The following is an 18,846-nucleotide window of genomic DNA, read 5'->3' as shown; positions in this document are numbered from 1 at the left end:
CGAGAGGTCTATTCACAGGCGATCCTGTAGAAGTGCAGCCCGATGACACAGGAGATCGTTTCCGTGAAGGTCGCGAGCGGTCTGCGGTAGTCGGTGTGCAGGATTCTCCAGGTCTTCAGGTTTGCGATGACCTGTTCGACGACCCAGCGGATCTTGTTGACCTGCCTGTTGTATTCCTTCTGCCACTCTGTGAGCTCGCCGCCCTTGGGCTTCTTGTACGGAGTGATCATGCCGTTGCCGACGTAGCCCTTGTCGCCGATCCAGTCTCCGGGATTCAGGCTGACGAGAACACCGGTGTCGTTGATCGCGTACGAGTCGTGGTGGTTGCCGGTGACGGGATCGGAGACCCAGGCGAGCGCGCCGTCGAGGGTACAGGCGACCTGGACGCTCATGCCCGTGGTCTTGTGCTTGCCGGAGTACAGACAGCGGTCCGTGCGCCATGACCAGCAGGGGAACAGAGTGCCGTCGACGATGTACTGGGCGGTCGGGTCGAGCTCGTCGGCGGTCGGCACGAACCCCGCCAGCACGCGGTCGAGGACCGGGGTGATGGCGGTGACCGCCCGTGAGATCGTCGACTGGGAGACGCCGTGCGCCTCGGCGATCTCCGCTTGGACACGGTTACGACGCATGTAGGTCAACGGTAAGTAGTCCCAGTTCCCGTGGGTGACTTTGTGTAGTCGGACAGTTGGTGCGTGCTCCGGCAGCCGTGGTGGTGTTGATTTGCGGCCGTGACGGTCTCGGTTGGTGCTTCGGTGGAGGCGGATGCTGACGCGGGGTTGAGGTCTGCGCTGGCTCGGGTGGTGGAGGCCAACGAGCGGTGGGAGCGGTTGGCCGGGCAGTTGCGGGAGGAGAACGCGGCGCTGCGGGTGGAGAACGAGCGGTTGCGGGAACGTGATGTGCGGCGTGAGGCCGAGTTGGAGCGGGTGTCGGCGGAGTTGGCGGTGTTGCAGCGGTTGGTGTTCGGGCGTTCGTCGGAGCGGGTTCGGCCGCAGCCGACGGCGGGCGACGGTGACGGCCAGGGTGGGTATGGCGGTGAGCCTGGCGAGCGTGAGCGGGAGAGGGCACCGCGGCGGGGGCCGGGAGGGCGGGCCGGTCGCAGGGATTACTCGCATCTGCCGCGGGTGGAGGTGGTGTGGGACTTCGCCGGGGGCGGGTACTGCTGCCCGGACTGTTCGTCGCGGTTCGAGGCGTTCGACGATCACGCCTTCGAGCAGGTCGATTGGCGGGTGACGGTGCGGGTGGTGGTGCACCGTCGGCGCCGGTACCGGCGGCGGTGCCGGTGTGCCGGGGCGAGGACGGTGACCGCGCCGGGCCCGCCGAAAGCGGTCGGCAAGGGCCGGTTCAGTAACGGGTTCATCGCGATGCTGCTGGTCGAACGGTTCGTGGCCGGGCGCTCCCGGAACTCCCTGATCGCCGGGCTGGCACGCCAGGGCGCCGAGGTCAGCTCCTCGACGTTGGTCGGGACCTGCGCGGCCGCCGGGACGTTGCTGGCGCCGTTGGAGGAGCGGATTGTCGCCCGGTCCCGTGATTCGTGGCATCCGCACGCCGACGAGACGTCGTGGCACGTGTTCACCCCCGATGGTGGTGACGGGCCGGCCCGCTGGTGGCTGTGGGTGTTCATCGGCGCGGACACCACCTGTTTCGTGATGGACCCGACCCGCGCCGGCGCTGTTCTGGCCCGCCACGCCGGGATCGACACCGCCACCGGACAGCTGACCCCGCACGCTGATGGTGGGCCACGGCGGCTGGTCGTCTCCAGCGACTTCTACACCGTCTACGCCTCGGCCGGGCGTAGGACCGACGGCCTGACCAACCTGTACTGCTGGGCCCATGTCCGCCGGTACTTCGTGCGCGCCGGGGACGCGAACCCGACCCAACTGGCGTGTTGGACCCGAGACTGGCTGGACCGGATCAAGGCCCTGTACCACGCCCACGACGAGCTGACCGACGCGTGGAACGCATCCACGGCCGCCGCAGGGACGGCGGCGACCCGGCTGGACGACGCGTACACCGCCTGGGACACCGCCCTGCAGGCGATCGACACCGCCCGGCAGGCCCAGATGGCCAGCCCCGGCCTGCAACAACCCGCGAAGAAGGCCCTGGCCACCCTGGACCGCGAGTGGGACGGCCTGACCGCGCACCGCGACTACCCGATGATCAGCCTGGACAACAACACGTCCGAGCGGGCACTGCGACGGCCCGTCATCACCCGCAAGAACGCCTACGGCTCCCGCACCGACGACGCCGCGCGCCTCGCCGCGACCGTCTGGACCGTCACCGCCACCGCCGAACAGGCCGGCCTCAACGTCCTGACCTACCTCACCGCCTACCTCGACGCCTGCGGTCGCAACGGCGGCAGACCCCTGACCGGCCCCGACCTCCAACGATTCCTGCCCTGGACCGCGTCCCCCGCCGACCTGCACACCTGGGCCCAGCCACCCCCGACCGGCTGACACCCACACCGACCACCGCGACGGCGACGGCGACGCCACACCCGGCCACGCCGACCATCAGCATGCCCACAAACCGCGTCGCCCAACCCCACGAGACTTGGGACTACTTACGGTCAACGCGACCACGAGGGCACGGTAGAGGCCGAGGACCGGGGGCCACGGTTCCATGCCCAGGTTCCGGCATTCGGCGCGGACCAGCACGCAGAGGTCGCGAATCTGATCGGTCGTGAAGCCGGTGGTATGATACATGCTCGGCGGTCCGCTTTCTTTGGTTGTTGTGTGGAAACTCCATCCTATGGGAGGGCGGGCCGTCTCATTCATCGGGGGGTCCACTGTGGGTTACTGGACCCTGCTGAATAAGCCTCCGAGTACACCTACACCACGGATTTGTCAGCGCTCACCGCATTGGAGACGCCCGTGTCGACGTGGTGCAGCATCTGGCGGGGACTTCCCGGGTGGCTCAGCGGACCTGCACTACCGGTTCGACCTGGATGGTGCCGCGTCACCCGCTGAGCCACGGCAACAGCTGTTGTTGGACCACTGCGCGTCATCGACGCGACACTACGGTGGGACGTTTGCTCGGGCGGATCGGATTACGCGTCGGCCCCGATGCGGGTGGCGAAGGCGCGCAGGTCCGGAAGAGACCGGTGGCGGTCGCTCGCCAGCAGGTCGACGGTCAACCGCTGAGCCCACGGCCGGTAGCGGACCTCCTGCGGCGCGGTCTGCTCGGCGGCGAGCAACGCCCGGTACGCCTCGGTGTCCGCGCCTCGGCCGTGCAACGCCAGCGCGGTGTCCTGCCAGTAGCGGGCCCGACGCTCCACGGTGCCCAACTGCTGCGGGGTGATGGTGCGGGCGCATTCGACCGCTGCGCCGAAGTCACCCAGCGCTCGGCAGACTCCGATCCGGTACAACGCGACATCGACGCTGCCGAAGGCGGCCTTCAGGTCCGCTCGCCGGGTGGCCTCGTCCGCCTCGGCGAGTAGATCCAGAGCGGTTTCCCGCTGGTCGCCGAGTGCGGCCGTGTAGGCGGCGGTGGCGAGGAGCCGCCCGTACGCGGTGACGTCATCGCGTTGCCGCAGCCCGGTGGCGGTGTCGAGCGTCGCCGCGCCGGTGAGCACGACCTTCTGGGCGGTGTCGCGGTGTAGGGTCCGGCGGAGCACGATCGCGGTGATCCGGGCATGTTCGGCCTGCAGCAGCGGGTCCCCGCAGGCTCGCGCCGTCTGACCAGCCCGGTCCATGATCGACCAGGACATGCCGTCCTCGTGCAGCTTGATCAGCACCTGTGCGGTGAGGTGGTATGCCCGGGTCGCCAGGGCGGTGGCGGCACATCGTCGGTCATCGGCGGCGTTCGCGGTGACCGTCGCCGCGCCGGTGACCAGCTGCGGTAGGCGGGTGGCGAGTCGCGCGTACCGACACGCCTGAAGGTCCGCCGACGCGGCGGCCAGCGTGGTGCGCAGCTCGACCGGGCCGACAGGTGGGGTGGTGCTCGGCTCCGCGCCGAGGAGCAGGCCCGACAGTCCGGCCGCCAGCTGCGGCGGGCGGGCAGTGGCGTGGCCGGCAGAGCCTGGGCCCGTGGGGATGGCCGCACCGGCGAGCCCCGCCAGACCGCTCAGTACCGCGCGCCGTCGGATCACGTCCTCTCCCGTCTGCGGCCAGGATCGGCTACCGGGAAGCCTAACGATCGAAGTGGACCCGTGGTGGCTGGCCGATGTGCCAGAGTTGGTCAAGCCGAACAGCTCCGGTGGAATGTCGAACACGTCGGCGAGCCGTCGTAGGGCGGACACGTCAGTCAGGCGCTGGCGGCCGCGTTCTATCCGCGACAGGCTCGCCGCGGAGTAGCCGCAGCGTCTTCCGGCCTCCGCGAGGGTCAGCCGGGCGGCCGTGCGGGCCAGCCGGATCAGGTTGCCGTAGTCGCCGGCTGCCGCCGCCCGACGTGTCTCGGGAAGGCCAGCCCACCGGCGGTCGCCGCTCATCGCAGTCTCCCACCATGGTCACGCTCGGTATTGCCTCCACTGTGCAACGGACGTGCCAGCGCGTGCAAAGCGCTTGCGTATCCGGTAACGGGGCGTGTCGGCGCTACCTGGTCGCTGCTGTCCTGGAAGGGCGGCGGTGATGGCGCCGGACGGTGGGTGAGGAGCGAAGACAATGGACCAGTCGGATCAAGGTCGACCTGGCCTTCGCCGGGTCGCTGTCGTCAATCGGACACTTGGCGTGGGCCTGTTCGGCGTCGTGGCGATTGTCGTCATCATGCTCGTGGCCGGTGGCTCCGGGCGATCGGCTGCGGTGAGCGCGATCGGCGGGATAGTCGCCGCGCTGGCCGGCCTCGCCGCCGAGTACCTCCGTCAAGGATGAGCCGGGCGTCATAGATCCACCACTGATGGTGATTGCTGGGCTGCCCGGTGGGCGGAAACGGTCCGCGTGGTCGATGCGCATTCCGTCGCTCTCGGTACGGAAAGCGATCATTTTTCGGCAGCAGCCGGTGGGATGGCCTTGCGGAGCTGGGGGCGACCATGAGCCCGAGATCGGGGCCCATCTCCGGAGCGAGGACGACACGAACGGCGCATGACCGAAGTCTGAGCGTAGTGGGGATGTAGCGAGCGGAGCCGTCCCTGGCAGGTCGATGAGGTTGACAGGTGTCCATGACGGCAGCCGCCCCGGCCAGTGCCGAGACCGCCAGGATCGATACGTGGGTGCGCGACCGCAACACTGGTGCCCGGGTAGCTGGCGTATGCGTGTTCGCGACCCCGGTCAGGGTGTTCAGCATTCCAGCGCAGTGCCGGCCGAACAGCGGCCGTACCGGCCGGGTGTCCATCGATGTAGCAGGGCCGGCTCCTACCACCTCTTCGCGTTGCCGGCTCCGGGCAGCCCGTACGGCGCGCAGTGGGTTGGACCGGACGGCGGCACCCGGGTCCAGTCCGGGGCCCGCCGCGGTGTGGTCGGTGTCGCCGGGCGTGCCCAGGCCGACCTCGTCCCGGCGGTCGTCGGCACCCCGGACCCGGCGACCTACCGGCTGCGGCACGGCGGCGAGTTGACCGTTCACATCCTCGACGAGCCGACGAGCCGACGAGCCGACGAGCGCCGGCCGGCAACTGGTCCTGTACAACTCCGGATCCGGCGAGCATGTCGGGTCGGTGGCGATCGGCGACGACGCCACCTGGGGATTTATTGCGGGTCAGCGGCGGGCAGCACGTGAAGATCCGGTGCCGCTGTACGGGTGGCGACCGCTGGTACGGCGGTTCGGACTTCGCGACGGCCGCCTCGGTACGGGTCCGTCACCGGGACTGGTTGAACCTGATCCTGTGAGTCGGTGCCGGACCGGGTCAACCGATCCGGACTCCGACCAGGCTCAGCAGGTAGACGACGGCGAAGGCGCCGAAGAACAACCCGGCGGTGCCGAGCGCCACCTGGCTGGTCCACGACGGCCGTACCGGTGCGGGGAGCCGGCGGTTGACGTACAGGGTGAGGCCGACCACGACGGGGGTGTGCGCGGCGGCGATGATACCGCCGACCGACAGGATCTCGACCGGGTTGCGGACCAGCAGGAACAGCACCAGCGGGGCGAGAGTCATGGCGACCGCGACATAGGTCAGGTAGACCGCCCGTGGGTGGCGGATCAGACGGGCCAGCCTGCCGGTATGTTCGCCGTCATCAGCCGGCTCGTCGTCGGATCGGCCGGCGGTGATCAGTCTGGTGGCGTCAGCGTACGTGCGCGCCCAGCCGTCCTGGTTGGCGAAGATGGTGCCCCAGAGAGCAACCACCACACAGGTCAGCAGCAGCACCTCACCGAAGGTGCCCCACAGGTCGCCGAGCAGCGCGGTCAGGTCGCGGGCGACGTCGACCCCGTCGGGTACCCGCCCCTGCGGGGCGAGCAGTTCGGCGCCCAGCACCAGAAAGGAGACGATGACCAGTCCACCGCCGGCGACGCCGAGCGCGGCGGTCCGGCTCATCGTCCGGGTCCAGCCGCGTACCCGCTCGATCCGCTCGTCGCGGCCGGCCTGCCCGTCCGAAGGCACATCGTCGCGGGCCCCGGCATCAGTCTGATCCGTCGACGAGGACGGGCCTGTCGGCCCGCCGAAGCCACGCGCCGCCACCCAGTAGGAGAACCACATGATGCCGACGGCGCCGGCCAGGATGAATCCGACCCAGGGCAGCACGAAGTACAGGTCGAGGTCGTCCGGCGCGCCCGGCACCAGGCCCGTCGCGATGTCGCCGCTGACCGTGCTGGCCGCCGCGGTGAGGGCCGCGCCGACCAGGACCAGGGCCATCACCGCGGTGATCCGTTCCACGCCCCGGTAACGGCCGGCCAGCACCAGTGCCCCGGAGCCGAGGATGACGGCGCTGGCGTAGACCGCCTGTCCGCCGGGCAGCGCCACCATGAGCGCACTGCCGACCAGGGCGGCGATACCGGCGATGGTGACCACCCCGGCGACGATCTGCGGCACGAAGATCACCCAGATCGCCCAGTTGGCCGGCCCCGGTACGTCGCGGAAGCCGTCGAGCAGGGTGCGGCCGGTGGCCACGCTGTACCGGCCAGCCTCCCGGATCATGATCCACATGAGAACGGTCACGATCAGCGCCAGCCACAGCAGTTCGTAGCCGTACCGCGCGCCGATCCGGGGGGTGAACAGCACCGAGCCGGAACCCACCGACGACACCATCCACAGCAAGCCGGGCCCGTACCACCGGAGCTGGCCCCGGCCGGCCGGGACGGGGGTGGGCTGTTGGCGCAGAAGGAAGGCGGTCGGCACGGTGAGTTTCCCTGGGTCGTGTTCGAGCGGAGGGTCGGACCTCTCCGGACCTACCCACGCACCGGCCGGCGACACCTGGATGACGGACACTCGTCGACACGCCGGCTGTCCGGGCCCTCGACGTCCCCGACGATCATCCATGCGCGTGGTAGGCCTTTGATTACTCGACGTGCAGGAAGGATTGGCAGGTGGGCAGTGACGAGCAGTAGGCAGTGGTTTCCGGATGCCCGGTCGGGTGTCCGCTCCGGCCACACTCGGCGGCTGTTGTCGGTTGCGGCCGGGGTAGCGCTGGCAGTGGTGATGACCAGCGGCGCGGCGGCGGTGCCAGCCGACGTTGGTGCCGCCATCACCACCCGGGTGTTCGACCGGGCCACCGGCGAGCCGGTCAAGGGCGTCTGCGTGCTGGCCATGCCGGTGCCGACGTTCAGCCTGCCGAACGCGTGCCCGGCCCGCAGCGGCGGTGGTGGTCGGGTGACCGTCGACGTGCCGGGGCCGGGGCAGTACAACCTGTTCGCCCTGCCGAAGCTGGACAGCCCGTACGGTGCCCAGTGGGTAGGCCCGGACGGCGGCACCGGCAGGCAGCAGGACGCCCGGCGGGTCACCCTCGCCGCTGGCGAGACGAAACGGGTCGCACAGATCCTGCTGGATCCGCGCGCCACGATTAGCGGCGTGGTCGACCACTGGGCTGGGGACCCCGCAGGGCTGATCTCCATCGCGCAGCCGGAGCTCGACGTGCACCAGGAGCCGCGATCCGTGCCGGTTGACGTCGACGGGACGTTCGACATCGACTGGGTCGGGCCGTACGAGTGGCCGTTGTTGTTCCGGCCGCAGCTCGACTGGGCACTGTGGAGCGGGCAGGTTGGCAATCGACTTCTTGCCGAGACGGTTCCCGCGGTCGTCGGCGGCTCGGCCGACCGGTACACGTTCCGCACGCTGCAGTTCAGGGGAGCTGCCTTCGGAGTCCAGGTCAGCAGCTTGCCGACTGGCCAGGCGGGGCGGGTCGTGTTCTACAACAGCGCTACCAGGGACGTGATGGGGGTAGGTGAGTTCGACGGGGGGAAGAACGCAGCTCGTGCGCGAGTCGTCGGTGGCCAGCAGGTCAAGGTCGAGTGCCACTGCCCCGACGGGACACGCTGGTACGGCGGGACCGACTTTGCCAGCGCCACGCCGATTGCCGTGGCCTACTACGAAGGCATCAACCTTGACATGCGGTAGCGCGGACAGACGTCCTTGAATAGGGAGTGACGACATGGCAGGCAGCAGCAGGGGATCGTCTGGTGAGGTGCATGGCCAGCACCATCAGAGGGTGACCAGGTTCCGGATGACAGGTGTGGCGGTCGTGATCGCAACCCTCGTCGTCACCATGGTCGGCGGGCCACCGGCGCGTGCCGCCGCCGCACAGTCTACCGAGGCGTACATCAAAACCTGGGTGTACGCCCGCGACACCGGCCTGCCGATGAAAGGCGTCTGCGTCATCGCCGTTCCCGCGCGAGGCACCTTCAGCTTCCCGGACGGGTGCCGGCCGAAGAGTACCGGACTGGGGCGGGTGAACGTGCCGGTGGCGGCGCCCGGGTCGTACAACCTGTTCGCGTTCGTTCCGCCCAGCACTATGTACGGGTCACAGTGGGTGGGGCCGTCCGGTGGCACCGGGACACAACAGTCGGCTCGTTTGATCACCGCGTCGGTGCCAGGTGAGACCAAGACCGCCCCGACGATCTTCATTGATCGGCGTGGCTCGATTCGGGGTAAGCTCCCGGCACCGGAGGAGATCCCGCCCCCAGGGCAGGGCGGCACCGTCGGGATCGTCGCCCCGGAGCCGGAGAACCGCTGGCAGCCCTACGCCTCCGGGATCGCTTCCGACGGCAGTTTCAGCATTCTCTGGCTCGGCCCGTACGAGTGGCCGCTGCTGTTCCGGATCCCCGGCCATGCAGACCAGTGGAGCGGCGGTGGCGGCAACCGACTACGAGCTGATCTGATCCAGGCCGCTGTACCGGGCAATTCGCCTATCATCGACTTCACTGTCAAGCGTGGCGTATCCGCCATCGTCAACTTTCCTGACCCGCCGGCGGGCTCGGACAATCGGGTGGTGCTGCGCAACGTGACCACCGGTGAGTCGGTGGGCGTCGGATCACTCGGCTCCGGTTCCAAGGTGCGGATCCGGGTCGTCCTGGGGCAGCAGGTCAAGATTCAGTGTCTCTGCGGCGGCACCACCAGTTGGCATGGCGGCACCGACTTCGACAGCGCCACGCCGGTAGTGATCACCGGCGGCGGGCCGACCGAGGTCACCTTCCTGCCGCCGCAGTGAGCCGGGCGGCCTTGTCGTCGGTGGTCGGGCCGTGCGAGGTCAGCCGCACCGGTACGCCGAGCGCCGCCTCGACCGCCGCCACCCAGGAGTCCGGGTCGGGCTCCGGGTCGGTGGCGTACCGGGGTCGGCTGGTCAGCAGCCGGGCGGTCAGCGCCGCCTGCCGGTCGAGGTCACCGGGCGGGCCGGTCGGCAACCGGTCGGTCCAGTCGTACGCCGCGCACAGCCGTAGCCGGTGCGCGCCGACCAGGTCCAGATGGGTCAACGCGAGGGCGTCGACGCCGCCGGTGACGTCGAGCGCGTACCGGTGGGCGACGGCGTCGAAGTGGCCGAACCGGAACCGCCCCTGCCAGGCGTTGGTGCCGTTGTGCCGCTCCGGCGGCCGCAGCGCCGGGTCCTCGGTGACCAGCGGGCCCGGCCCGTGCCGGGGGGTGAGGGTTCGCAGCACCCCGAGCCGGGTCACCGTACCGGGCATGCCCGCCTCGGCCAGCAGCGCGTCGACGTTGCCGTACGTCGTGGTGCTCCACGTGGTGGACGGGTGAAAGCCGTGCCACTCGTCGAGCAGCACCCCCTGAGCGCCTTCGAAGACGACGGTTCCGGCGCGCAGTAGCCGGGTCGTCCATGACCGGTCGACGATCGACACCCGCCGCGCGAACGCGGTGAACGCGGTGACGGTGTCCGCCACCGGCGGGGCGTCCAGCGGCCCCAACTCGGCGGTGAGCCGGTCACGCAGCAGGGTCAACCGGTGTCGCAGCAGTCCTTCGTCGAGGCAGTCGCCGACCCGGGGCGCGGTGTCGGGGTGGGCGAGAGCGTACGACATGCTCTCGCCCACCCCCATCCCGCAGGAGCCGTGCCGGTCGGCCCCACGGGCGATCTCCCGGGCCTGGTTCGCGGCCCGGTGGTACGGGGTGGCCAGCAGCGCCTCCCGGTCGACGGTCACCCGGTCCAGTGCGTCGGGCAGCCCGACCCCGGCCAGGTGCGTCGCCTCGCCGGCCAACGCCAGCGGGTCGACGACCACGAACCGGGACAGGTGCGTCGGTACGCCGTGGAAGGTGCCGGCGCCGAACTGGGCGAAGGTGTGGGCCCGGCCGTCGGGCAGGACGACGTTGTGTGCGGCCTGCCCGCCCCCGTTGAACCGGATGACCGCGTCGACCGGCCGGCTCGCGCACAGCCAGTCGACGACGGTGCCCTTGCCGGCGTCGCCGTAGCCGAGGTCGACCACGGCGACGTGCCGGCCGGTCGGGTCCCCGGTCATGCTGCTGGTCACCGGGTTCACAGCCGGGTCACCCGGTCGGCGTGGCCCGAGGCGGCCGGCAGGGTGCCGCGTACCGCGGGGGTGCGGCTGCTGCCGATGCGGGCGAGCGCCCGCGACACGGTGGTGGCGGCGTCGCCGGCACCGACGTCGCGCAGGTCGGCCAGGGCGGTGTCGAGGTCGCAGGCCTCTTCGCCGAGTGCCACGGTGGTGGCGATGGTCTCGCAGACCGCGTCGAGGTCGTCGAGTTCGACGGCGTTCTGCCCGAGCAGGTCCCGCCAGAAGTCGAGGATGCGGCGGTTGCCGGCGTAGTGGCTGCCGGCCGGCATCAGGTAGTAGGTGTCCCACCGGCGACGGACCTCGTCGACGACGGCGCTTTGCGGGACGTCTTCGTTCAGGTCGTCCCCGATGAACTTCCGAACCTCGCGGGCCTTGACCTTGGGGTACGCCATCTCGTCGCCGATGACGAACAGGTAGCCGCGCTTGCCGCGCCGCTCGTGGCAGTCGATCGACGTGTGCCGGGCCATGAAGTACATGGCGAGCTCGTACGACTCCATCATCTGCCCGCCGCCACCGCCTTCGAGCACGATGTTGCCCAGGTGGTCGTCCATCCGGTTGTCCGACTCGAACTGGCCGATCTGCAGCGGCACCCGGTCGCAGGTCGCGTCGCCGATCGCACCGAACAGGATCTGCGGGTCGGTGACGTAGCCCTTGCGCAGCAGCAGGCCGAGCAGCTGCGGCAGCTTCTGCTGCAGCGTCCGGGGCACGCCGCCCATCGATCCGGTGACGTCGAACAGGACGGCGACGGCCAGCGACTGCGGGTGTTCGGCCGAGTCGCGGCTTTCCCGGGCGGTGACGCCGCGCGGGTCGAGGGTCGGGTGGACGGTGCGGGCGCCGCCGTCGCTGTAGGCGAACGCGCTGGCGCCGGTGGCCTTGCGGTAGGCGCTCGCGGCGCGGTACACGTCGGTCGACCAGGCTCCACTGCCCATGTCCGGCCTCCTTCGAAGCGGGTGATTCTTAACGGTGATTGCGGTCGGGGATGGTGAACGGCCGGAACCGGCGGCGGCCCCAGAGCCGTTCGAGCAGGTCGTCGAATTCGGCGAGCAGCCGCCACGCGTCGTCGGGCCGCTGCCGCAGCGATGCCAGTTGGCAGCTGCCGGTGAACCGGCGCATCGGTTCCGGTGCCTGACCGCCGGTCAGCCAGTCGAGGCAGCGGGCGGCCATCGCGAGGTCGGTGCCGGGCCCGGGACTGCGGCGTCGGCGGATCTCGTCGGGGTACCAGTCGGCGTACGCCGGGACCAGCGCCGGCACCGGCGTGGCGTCGATGCTGGCGTAGCACCAGTCGACCAGCACCACGCCGTGCTGGTCGGGCTCGATGAGGACGTGGTCGGGCAGCACCGCGCCGTGGACCAGCCCGGCGCGGTGGGCGAAGCCGAGCGCGACCAGCAGCCGCCGCCACATCCAGGCCGCGTCCCGGGCGTCGACCCCGTCCGGGTACGCCCGGCGTACCTCGGCGAGGCTGCGTAGCCCGGCGGCGGTGCCCAGCACGGTGACCTGCCGGACGGCGCCGGTGCCGGTGTCGCGGTGCCGGAACTCGTCCGCCACCCGGGGCACGTACGGCAGGTAGCGGGGGTCGCCCTGCTCGGCGAGCCGGGTCAGCGCGGTCGCCTCCCGGGCGATCAGATCGTTGTTGGCCGGATCCCGGGGCACCTTCACCAGTTGGTCGTCGCCGTGCCGGTACAGGTCGGCGAGGTCGCCGGTGTAGCGGGCGGTCCGGTCCACGACGTACCGGTGCCGGCCGGTGTCGATGGTGACGGTGTCCCGGCCGTCGGCGAGGTGCTCCCGCCACAGCTCGGTCAGCTGCATGAACGCGGCGGTGGCGCGCGGGTCGGGTGTGGCCGCCCCGGCGGTGTCCGGGTGCAGCAGCCGGGCCAGCTGGTGGTAGCGCCCGGTCGTCTGGTCGGTGCCGAACACCTCGGCCGGGTGGTGCGCGGTCAGGACGAGTTCGATCGCCTCGGTCACGGTCACCTGACCTCATCCTCCCGGGCGGGTCGCAGCAGCGCCGGGTGCAGCAGCCGGGCGTCGCCGGCCCGGTAGATGCGCGACCGGGGTCCGCCGCGTGGGCCGCCGCGTTCGGTGGTGGCGCCGACGCTTTCCAGGAAGCCGGGTACGGAGAGCACCTTGCGGTGGAAGTTGCCGGCGTGCAGTTCGACACCCCAGACGGTCTGGTAGACGCTGCGCAGCTCGCTGACGGTGAACTCGTCGCCGACGAACCGGGTGGCCAGTGGGGTGTACTCGAGCTTGGCGCGGGCCCGGTCCAGGCCGTCGACGACGATCCGGGCGTGGTCGAAGGCGAGTCGCCGGCTGGTGCCGGGCAGTTGCCGCACCGGCCGGTCCGGGTCGGCCCGTTCGGGTAGGCCGAGCGCGTCCACCGGCACCCAGGCCGCTGCGGCGGCGTCGCTGCCGGCCGCCGGGTCGGGCAGCTCGGGCGCGAAGGCGAGGTACGCCACGGAGACCACCCGCATCCGCGGGTCCCGCTCGGGTGCGCCGTAGCTGGCCAGCTGCTCCAGATGCACCCGGTCCATCGCGGCGGCCCGGCCGGGCCGGGTGTCCAGCCCGGTCTCCTCGGCCAGCTCCCGGGCGGCGGCGGTGGGCAGGTCCTCGTCGGGCTGGACGAAGCCGCCGGGTAGCGCCCAGGCCCCTTCGTGTGGCGGCGCGCCCCGCCGCACGAGCAGCACGTGCAGCTGTGCGTCGCGGATGGTCAGCGCCACCACGTCGACGGTCACGGCGACCGGCGGGAACGCCCGGGGGTCGTAGCTGGCGAGGAACTCGGCCTCCGACATCGCGGTCCTTCTCGTTACTAGAAAGTCTCTGATTAAGAACAACTCAATCTGAGAATAACCTATCTCATGGTGGACCGGATGTCACCCCAACGTGGCGACTGTCATGTCCGGTGCCGGTGATCGACGATGGAGCCCGGTCGCGGCTTAGGTTAGCCTCGGCTCACCGGTAGCCGGTCGGTGAGCCGGACCGTCACCGACCCCGCCGGAGAGAGACCTGCCGTGCCCGTACCCCGACCCGCCCCGCTGACCACGGCCCGGCTGCTGCGGCGCACCCTGCGCCGGCACCGCGGCCGGCTCACCGCCGGTGTCGTACTGCTCAGCCTGCACCAGGCGGCCGAAGCGGCGGTACCGCTGGCCATCGGACTGATCGTCGAGCAGGCCGTCGCGACCGGCGACTGGACAGCGCTCGCGGTCTCGGTGGCCGGACTGGCCGCTCTGTTCACCGTCCTTACCTTCGCCTGGCGGTTCGGTGCCCGGCTGACCGAGACCGCGATCCACCGGGAGACCCACCGGCTCCGGGTGGAGGTCGCCGGGCGCGCACTCGACCCACGCGGGCACCGCACCGGGCTTCGCTCCGGCGAGCTGCTCGCCATCGCCGCCGCCGACGCCGAACGGACCGCGTTGATCATCCGGGCCGCCACGGTCGCCGTCGCCGCCGTGGCGGCGCTGGCGGTCTCGTCCGTGGTCCTGCTCACCATCGACGTGCCGCTCGGCCTTGGTGTCCTGCTCGGCGTGCCGGCGCTGGTGCTGGCCCTGCAGGCGCTCGCCCCAGTGGTCACCCGGCGTACCGGCGCGCAGCAGGCCGCCGCCGGGGCGACCACCGCGCTCGCCACCGACCTGGTCAACGGGCTGGGTGCGCTGCGCGGATTCGGCGCGCAGCGCAACGCGGCCCGGCGCTACCGCGAGTCGAGCCGGCACACCCTCCAGGTGACCCTGCGGGCGACCACCATGGCCGGCGTCTACCAGGGGATCACCGCCGGTGCCAGCGGGCTGCTCCTGGCCGGCGTCGCGGGCGCGGCCGGCGCGATGGCGGTCCGGGGCCGGATCGGCGTCGGTGAGTTCATCACCGTGGTTGGTCTGGCTCAGTTCATCGCCGAGCCGGTCCGTGTACTCGGCTTCTGTGGCCAGCTCGCCGCCGCCGCGCGGGCCTCGGCCGAACGGGTCGCCCGGGTGCTCGCCGCGCCACCCGCCGTGCTGCCCGGCCAGCGTCCGGTGGCCCGGCCGCAGCCGGTGCGCCTGGCACTGACCAGGGTCAGCCACCGCTCACTGCGCGACGTCGACCTGCGGCTGGCGGCGGGAGAGCTGCTCGCAGTGGTGGCGTACGAGCCGCGCGACGCCCAAGCGCTGCTCGACCTGCTGCGCGGCGCCGTCGCCGCCGACGACCATCGGGGGACGGTGGCGGTGGACGGCGTACCGGTCGCCGAACTGACCCTCGACGGCCTGCGCGAACGGGTCCTGGTCGAACCGCACGACACGGCGCTGTTCGCCGGCACGCTGCGCAGCAACCTGCTGATCCGACCCGGTCAGACCGCGGATCCGTTGCCGGCGGCGGTCGGTGCCGCCTGCGCGGACGACATCGTCGCGGCGCATCCCGCCGGACTCGACCATCCGGTCACCGACCGGGGCGCCAGCCTCTCCGGTGGCCAGCGACAGCGGATCGGGCTGGCCCGGGCGCTGGCCGCGGACCCGCCGATCCTGGTGCTGCACGATCCGACGACGGCGGTCGACGCGACAACCGAGGAACGACTGGCGGCCGGTCTGCGGGCGGCCCGCCACAGCCGTACGGTGAACCCGGCAGTCGAGCCCGGAGCACCGGCCACCCTGGTGGTGACCAGCAGCCCGGCGTTGCTCAGCAGGGCCGACCGGGTCTGCGTCCTGGCCGCAGGTCGGGTGGTGGGCGTCGCACCGCACCACGATCTCGTCCGGACTGACCCGACCTACCGCGCGGCGGTGCTGCGATGACCGGTCCTGCCCGCGACCGGCTGCCGACCGCCACCGGCGCGCGGACCTGGCTGGTGCTCGGCGGGCAGCTGCGCCGCGCCGGTGTGCTGAGTGGATCCGCGCTGGTGACCGTCCTGGCGGCCAGCGCCAGTGGGCTGGTCGCACCCTGGGCGCTCGGTGTCATGGTCGACGACATCCGAGCCGGCGTCGGCACCGGCGAGGTGGTCCGTTCGGTGGTGCTGATCGTGCTCGCGGCCACCGTCGGCGCCGTACTGACCGGCATCGGTGCCGCGCTGGTCGCCCGGACCGGCGAGACCGTGCTCGCCCGGCTGCGCGAACGGGTGCTCGACCGCGCTCTGCACCTGCCCGGTCAGACGCTGGACCGCACCGGCACCGGCGACCTGCTGGCCCGGGTCGGTGACGACGTGTCGGTGGTGACCCGGGTGATCACCGACACCGCGCCGGTACTGGTGTCCGCGCTGCTGACCGTCGGGCTCACCGTCGCCGGACTGTTCGCGCTGGACTGGCGACTCGGCCTGGCCGGGCTGACCGCGGTGCCGATGTACCTGCTGGCGCTGCGCTGGTATCTGCCCCGCTCGGGACCGTACTACGCCCGGGAACGGGTCGTCACCGGGGAACGGTCCCAGGCGATGATCGGCGCGTTGCGCGGCGCGGCGACGGTCCGCGCGTACCGGCTGGAGGCGGCGCATCTCGCCGAGATCGAGCAGCGTTCGGCGGCGTCGCGCGACCTGTCGGTGTCCGTGCTGCGGATGTTCACCCGGTTCGGCTCCCGGCTCAACCGGGCCGAGTGTGTCGGCCTGACCTCGGTCCTGGTGGTCGGCTTCCTGCTGGTGCGGGCGGACCTGGTGACGGTCGGGGCTACCACGGCCGCTGCGCTGTACTTTCACCGGCTGTTCAATCCCCTCGGCGCACTGGTCGCCGAGTTCGACCAGGTCCAGCAGGCCGGGGCCAGCCTGGCGCGACTGGTGGGGGTGGCCGACCTGCCCCCGACGCCGGCCGCGACCGGGCCGGTCGTGCCAGCCGACACCGGGATCGAGATCGACGACGTCAGCCACCGGTACGAGGACGGCCCGCTGGTGCTGCGCGACGTGACCCTGCGTGTCGAGCCGGGGCAACGGGTGGCGCTGGTCGGGGCCAGCGGCGCGGGCAAGAGCACCCTGGCCGGCGTGGTCGCCGGCCTGCTCCGGCCGATCGCGGGCACGGTCCGGCTCGGCGGGGTGCCGGTCGCCGGGCCGGACCGTGCCGGTCACCCGGGGCTCGCCGGCAGGATCGCGCTGGTCAGCCAGGACGTGCACGTGTTCGCCGGCCCACTGGCCGAGGATCTGCGGCTGGCCCGCGCAGACGCCACCACCGACGAGATCACCGATGCGCTGGCCACGGTCGGCGCGCTCGGCTGGGTCCGGGCATTGCCGGACGGCATCGACAGCGTAGTCGGTGAGGGCGGTCACCAGCCGACCGCCGCCCAGGCGCAGCAGCTCGCCCTGGCCCGGCTGGTGCTGGCCGATCCGGACGTGGCGATCCTCGACGAGGCGACGGCTGAGGCGGGCAGCGCCGGGGCGCGGGACCTGGAACGGGCCGCGTTCGCCGCGACCGCCGGCCGGACGACTCTGATCGTCGCGCACCGGCTCACCCAGGCCCGGCGGGCCGATCGGATCGTGGTGCTCGACGCCGGCCGGGTCGTGGCCTCGGGTACGCACGACGAGTTGATCGCCGCCGACGGCGACTACCGGCGGCTGTGGGACAGCTGGACCGGCGGTCCAACCTCGACGGTTGACCTTACTGAAGATCCCGTTTAACGTCGCACGTCGATATGTTGTGCCCGCTGACCTGAGGGAGGGCGTCGTGCGTCGTTGGAGATTTGTCGTCGCAGTCGGAGGACTAGCGGCGGCCGTCGTCGGGGCGGTGGCCCTGCTCGCGCCGTCGGCCAGCGCCGCCACTGCGGCCTTCGTGAAGGTCAACGACTGGGGCAGTGGCTACGAGGGCCGGTTCACCGTCACCAACGACACGGCCGGCACCATCACCTCCTGGCAGGTGGGCTTCGACCTGCCGGCCGGCAGCCGGATCAGTTCGTCGTGGAACGCGCGGTCGACCACTGTCGGTAACCGGTACACATTCGACAACGCCAGTTGGAACGGCACCATCGCGGCCGGCGGCAGCACGACGTTCGGGTTCATCGTCGTCGGCAGCGGCACACCCGGCAACTGTACGGTCAACGGGGCCGACTGCGCCGGCGGACCGGCTCCGACCACCCCGCCGCCGACGACGGCTCCACCGACGACCCCACCGCCGACCGGCACCACGCCGGTCGCGATCAACGGCCAGTTGCGGGTCTGCGGGGTCAACCTGTGCAACCAGCACGGCCACCCGATCCAGTTGCGCGGCATGAGCACGCACGGACTGCAGTGGTACGCCCAGTGTCTTGACGATGCCTCGCTGGACACGCTCGCCACCGACTGGCAGGCCGACGTCCTGCGGATCTCGATGTACATCCAGGAGGGCGGCTACGAGACCGATCCGCGCGGCTTCACCGACCGGGTGCACGGACTGATCGACGAGGCGACCGCCCGCGGCATGTACGCCATTGTCGACTGGCACATGCTGACCCCGGGTGACCCCAACTACAACCTGGACCGGGCGAAGACCTTCTTCGCCGAGATTGCCCAGCGGCACGCCGGCAAGCCGAACGTCCTCTACGAGATCGCCAATGAGCCGAACGGAGTCGGCTGGGCCGGGATCAAGAGCTATGCCGAGCAGGTCATTCCGGTGATCAGGGCGGCCGACCCGGACGGCGTCGTGTTGGTCGGCACCCGGGCCTGGTCGTCGCTGGGCGTGTCGGAAGGCGGCAGTGAGGCCGAGGTCATCGCGAATCCGGTGGCCGCGACCAACATCATGTACACCTTCCACTTCTACGCCGGGTCGCACCACGACGCGTACCGCTCGGCGCTGTCGCGGGCGGCGGACCAGCTGCCGATGTTCGTCACCGAGTTCGGCATCCAGACCTACACCGGCGACGGAGCCAACGATCTGGTCAACGCTCAGTTGTGGATCGACCTGCTGGAATCGCGCAAGATCAGCTGGGTGAACTGGAACTACTCCGACGACTTCCGCTCCGGGGCGGTCTTCCGTGCCGGTGTGTGCGGCAGTGGCTCCTACGCCGGTACCGCCCCGCTCAAGGAAGCGGGCGTCTGGATTCGGGAACGGATTCGCAGTGCGGACGACTTTCCGACCCGCTGAAAGCCGGCATTAGCCACCGAGCGGGAGTATTCGCGTTCGGCCGGTGGCGCCG

General features: G+C 71.2%; 14 protein-coding genes. 7 read left to right on the top strand and 7 right to left on the bottom strand.

All coding sequences use genetic code 11. From position 1 onward, the window contains the following. Positions 1–8 precede the first annotated feature (8 nt). Positions 9–629, bottom strand: coding sequence for a transposase family protein (locus tag O7610_RS07735; protein WP_289212908.1), 621 nt, complete (start codon positions 627–629; stop codon positions 9–11). A gap of 168 nt (positions 630–797) precedes the next feature. Between O7610_RS07735 and tnpC the strand changes: the two genes are divergently transcribed. After that, complete coding sequence (gene tnpC / locus O7610_RS07730) at positions 798–2,453, top strand: IS66 family transposase (RefSeq protein WP_289212436.1); 1,656 nt, start codon at positions 798–800, stop codon at positions 2,451–2,453. A 593-nt stretch (positions 2,454–3,046) separates the two neighbouring features. Here the strand turns inward: tnpC and O7610_RS07725 are convergent. Continuing rightward, positions 3,047–4,426, bottom strand: a complete 1,380-nt coding sequence (locus tag O7610_RS07725; RefSeq protein WP_289212907.1) for a helix-turn-helix domain-containing protein — start codon at positions 4,424–4,426, stop codon at positions 3,047–3,049. A 172-nt stretch (positions 4,427–4,598) separates the two neighbouring features. Here O7610_RS07725 and O7610_RS07720 point away from each other — a divergent pair, with 172 nt between their 5' ends. Continuing rightward, positions 4,599–4,805 carry a hypothetical protein gene (locus tag O7610_RS07720; RefSeq protein ID WP_289212906.1) on the top strand — a complete coding sequence of 69 codons (207 nt, stop codon included), beginning with the start codon at positions 4,599–4,601 and terminating at the stop codon, positions 4,803–4,805. Between the two features lie 968 nt (positions 4,806–5,773). On the opposite strand, the gene O7610_RS07715 is transcribed toward O7610_RS07720, so the two are convergent. Then, positions 5,774–7,201, bottom strand: a complete 1,428-nt coding sequence (locus O7610_RS07715) for an Nramp family divalent metal transporter (RefSeq protein ID WP_289212905.1) — start codon at positions 7,199–7,201, stop codon at positions 5,774–5,776. A 264-nt stretch (positions 7,202–7,465) separates the two neighbouring features. Between O7610_RS07715 and O7610_RS07710 the strand changes: the two genes are divergently transcribed. Then, a complete protein-coding gene (locus tag O7610_RS07710) occupies positions 7,466–8,416 on the top strand; it encodes a hypothetical protein (RefSeq protein WP_289212904.1) in 951 nt (316 codons plus the stop codon). 124 nt (positions 8,417–8,540) lie between these two features. Then, positions 8,541–9,506 (top strand): hypothetical protein, encoded by a 966-nt coding sequence (locus tag O7610_RS07705; protein ID WP_289212903.1) that lies wholly within the window; start codon positions 8,541–8,543, stop codon positions 9,504–9,506. Here the strand turns inward: O7610_RS07705 and O7610_RS07700 are convergent. From O7610_RS07700 to O7610_RS07685, 4 genes are read right to left on the bottom strand one after another with little or no spacing between them, the layout of a single operon-like run. Beyond that, a complete protein-coding gene (locus tag O7610_RS07700) occupies positions 9,484–10,758 on the bottom strand; it encodes an adenylosuccinate synthetase (RefSeq protein WP_289213581.1) in 1,275 nt (424 codons plus the stop codon). The genes O7610_RS07705 and O7610_RS07700 overlap by 23 nt on opposite strands. Positions 10,759–10,775: 17 nt before the next feature. Beyond that, the gene (locus tag O7610_RS07695; protein ID WP_289212902.1) at positions 10,776–11,744 is read right to left on the bottom strand and encodes a hypothetical protein; all 969 of its coding nucleotides are present in this window, start codon (positions 11,742–11,744) and stop codon (positions 10,776–10,778) included. Between the two features lie 28 nt (positions 11,745–11,772). Then, a complete protein-coding gene (locus O7610_RS07690) occupies positions 11,773–12,783 on the bottom strand; it encodes a serine/threonine protein kinase (RefSeq protein WP_281555043.1) in 1,011 nt (336 codons plus the stop codon). Beyond that, the gene (locus O7610_RS07685; RefSeq protein ID WP_281555042.1) at positions 12,780–13,598 is read right to left on the bottom strand and encodes an NUDIX hydrolase; all 819 of its coding nucleotides are present in this window, start codon (positions 13,596–13,598) and stop codon (positions 12,780–12,782) included. The genes O7610_RS07690 and O7610_RS07685 overlap by 4 nt, the downstream gene beginning before the upstream one ends. Before the next feature lie 219 nt (positions 13,599–13,817). Here O7610_RS07685 and O7610_RS07680 point away from each other — a divergent pair, with 219 nt between their 5' ends. The 3 genes from O7610_RS07680 to O7610_RS07670 are packed head-to-tail and all read left to right on the top strand — an operon-like array spanning position 13,818 to position 18,794. After that, positions 13,818–15,560, top strand: a complete 1,743-nt coding sequence (locus O7610_RS07680; protein WP_289212901.1) for an ABC transporter transmembrane domain-containing protein — start codon at positions 13,818–13,820, stop codon at positions 15,558–15,560. Further along, a complete protein-coding gene (locus O7610_RS07675; protein WP_289212900.1) occupies positions 15,557–17,356 on the top strand; it encodes an ABC transporter ATP-binding protein in 1,800 nt (599 codons plus the stop codon). The genes O7610_RS07680 and O7610_RS07675 overlap by 4 nt, the downstream gene beginning before the upstream one ends. Positions 17,357–17,402: 46 nt before the next feature. Next, positions 17,403–18,794 carry a cellulase family glycosylhydrolase gene (locus O7610_RS07670; RefSeq protein ID WP_289212899.1) on the top strand — a complete coding sequence of 464 codons (1,392 nt, stop codon included), beginning with the start codon at positions 17,403–17,405 and terminating at the stop codon, positions 18,792–18,794. Positions 18,795–18,846: the final 52 nt, after the last annotated feature.

The organism is Solwaraspora sp. WMMA2065, assembly GCF_030345075.1.
In the GTDB taxonomy this organism is placed as follows: Bacteria; Actinomycetota; Actinomycetes; order Mycobacteriales; family Micromonosporaceae; genus Micromonospora_E.
Note: the sequence above shows the minus strand (reverse complement) of the source record. Positions and strands in the feature narration are given on the sequence as shown.

Excerpts from the sequence above, each read along its gene's own strand:
- O7610_RS07685 (WP_281555042.1), bottom strand. The coding sequence starts at position 13,598 with ATGTCGGAGGCCGAGTTCCTCGCCAGCTACGACCCCCGGGCGTTCCCG.
- O7610_RS07695 (WP_289212902.1), bottom strand. The coding sequence starts at position 11,744 with ATGGGCAGTGGAGCCTGGTCGACCGACGTGTACCGCGCCGCGAGCGCC.
- O7610_RS07720 (WP_289212906.1), top strand. The coding sequence starts at position 4,599 with ATGGACCAGTCGGATCAAGGTCGACCTGGCCTTCGCCGGGTCGCTGTC.
- O7610_RS07735 (WP_289212908.1), bottom strand. The coding sequence starts at position 629 with ATGCGTCGTAACCGTGTCCAAGCGGAGATCGCCGAGGCGCACGGCGTC.
- O7610_RS07700 (WP_289213581.1), bottom strand. The coding sequence starts at position 10,758 with ATGACCGGGGACCCGACCGGCCGGCACGTCGCCGTGGTCGACCTCGGC.
- O7610_RS07725 (WP_289212907.1), bottom strand. The coding sequence starts at position 4,426 with ATGAGCGGCGACCGCCGGTGGGCTGGCCTTCCCGAGACACGTCGGGCG.
- O7610_RS07675 (WP_289212900.1), top strand. The coding sequence starts at position 15,557 with ATGACCGGTCCTGCCCGCGACCGGCTGCCGACCGCCACCGGCGCGCGG.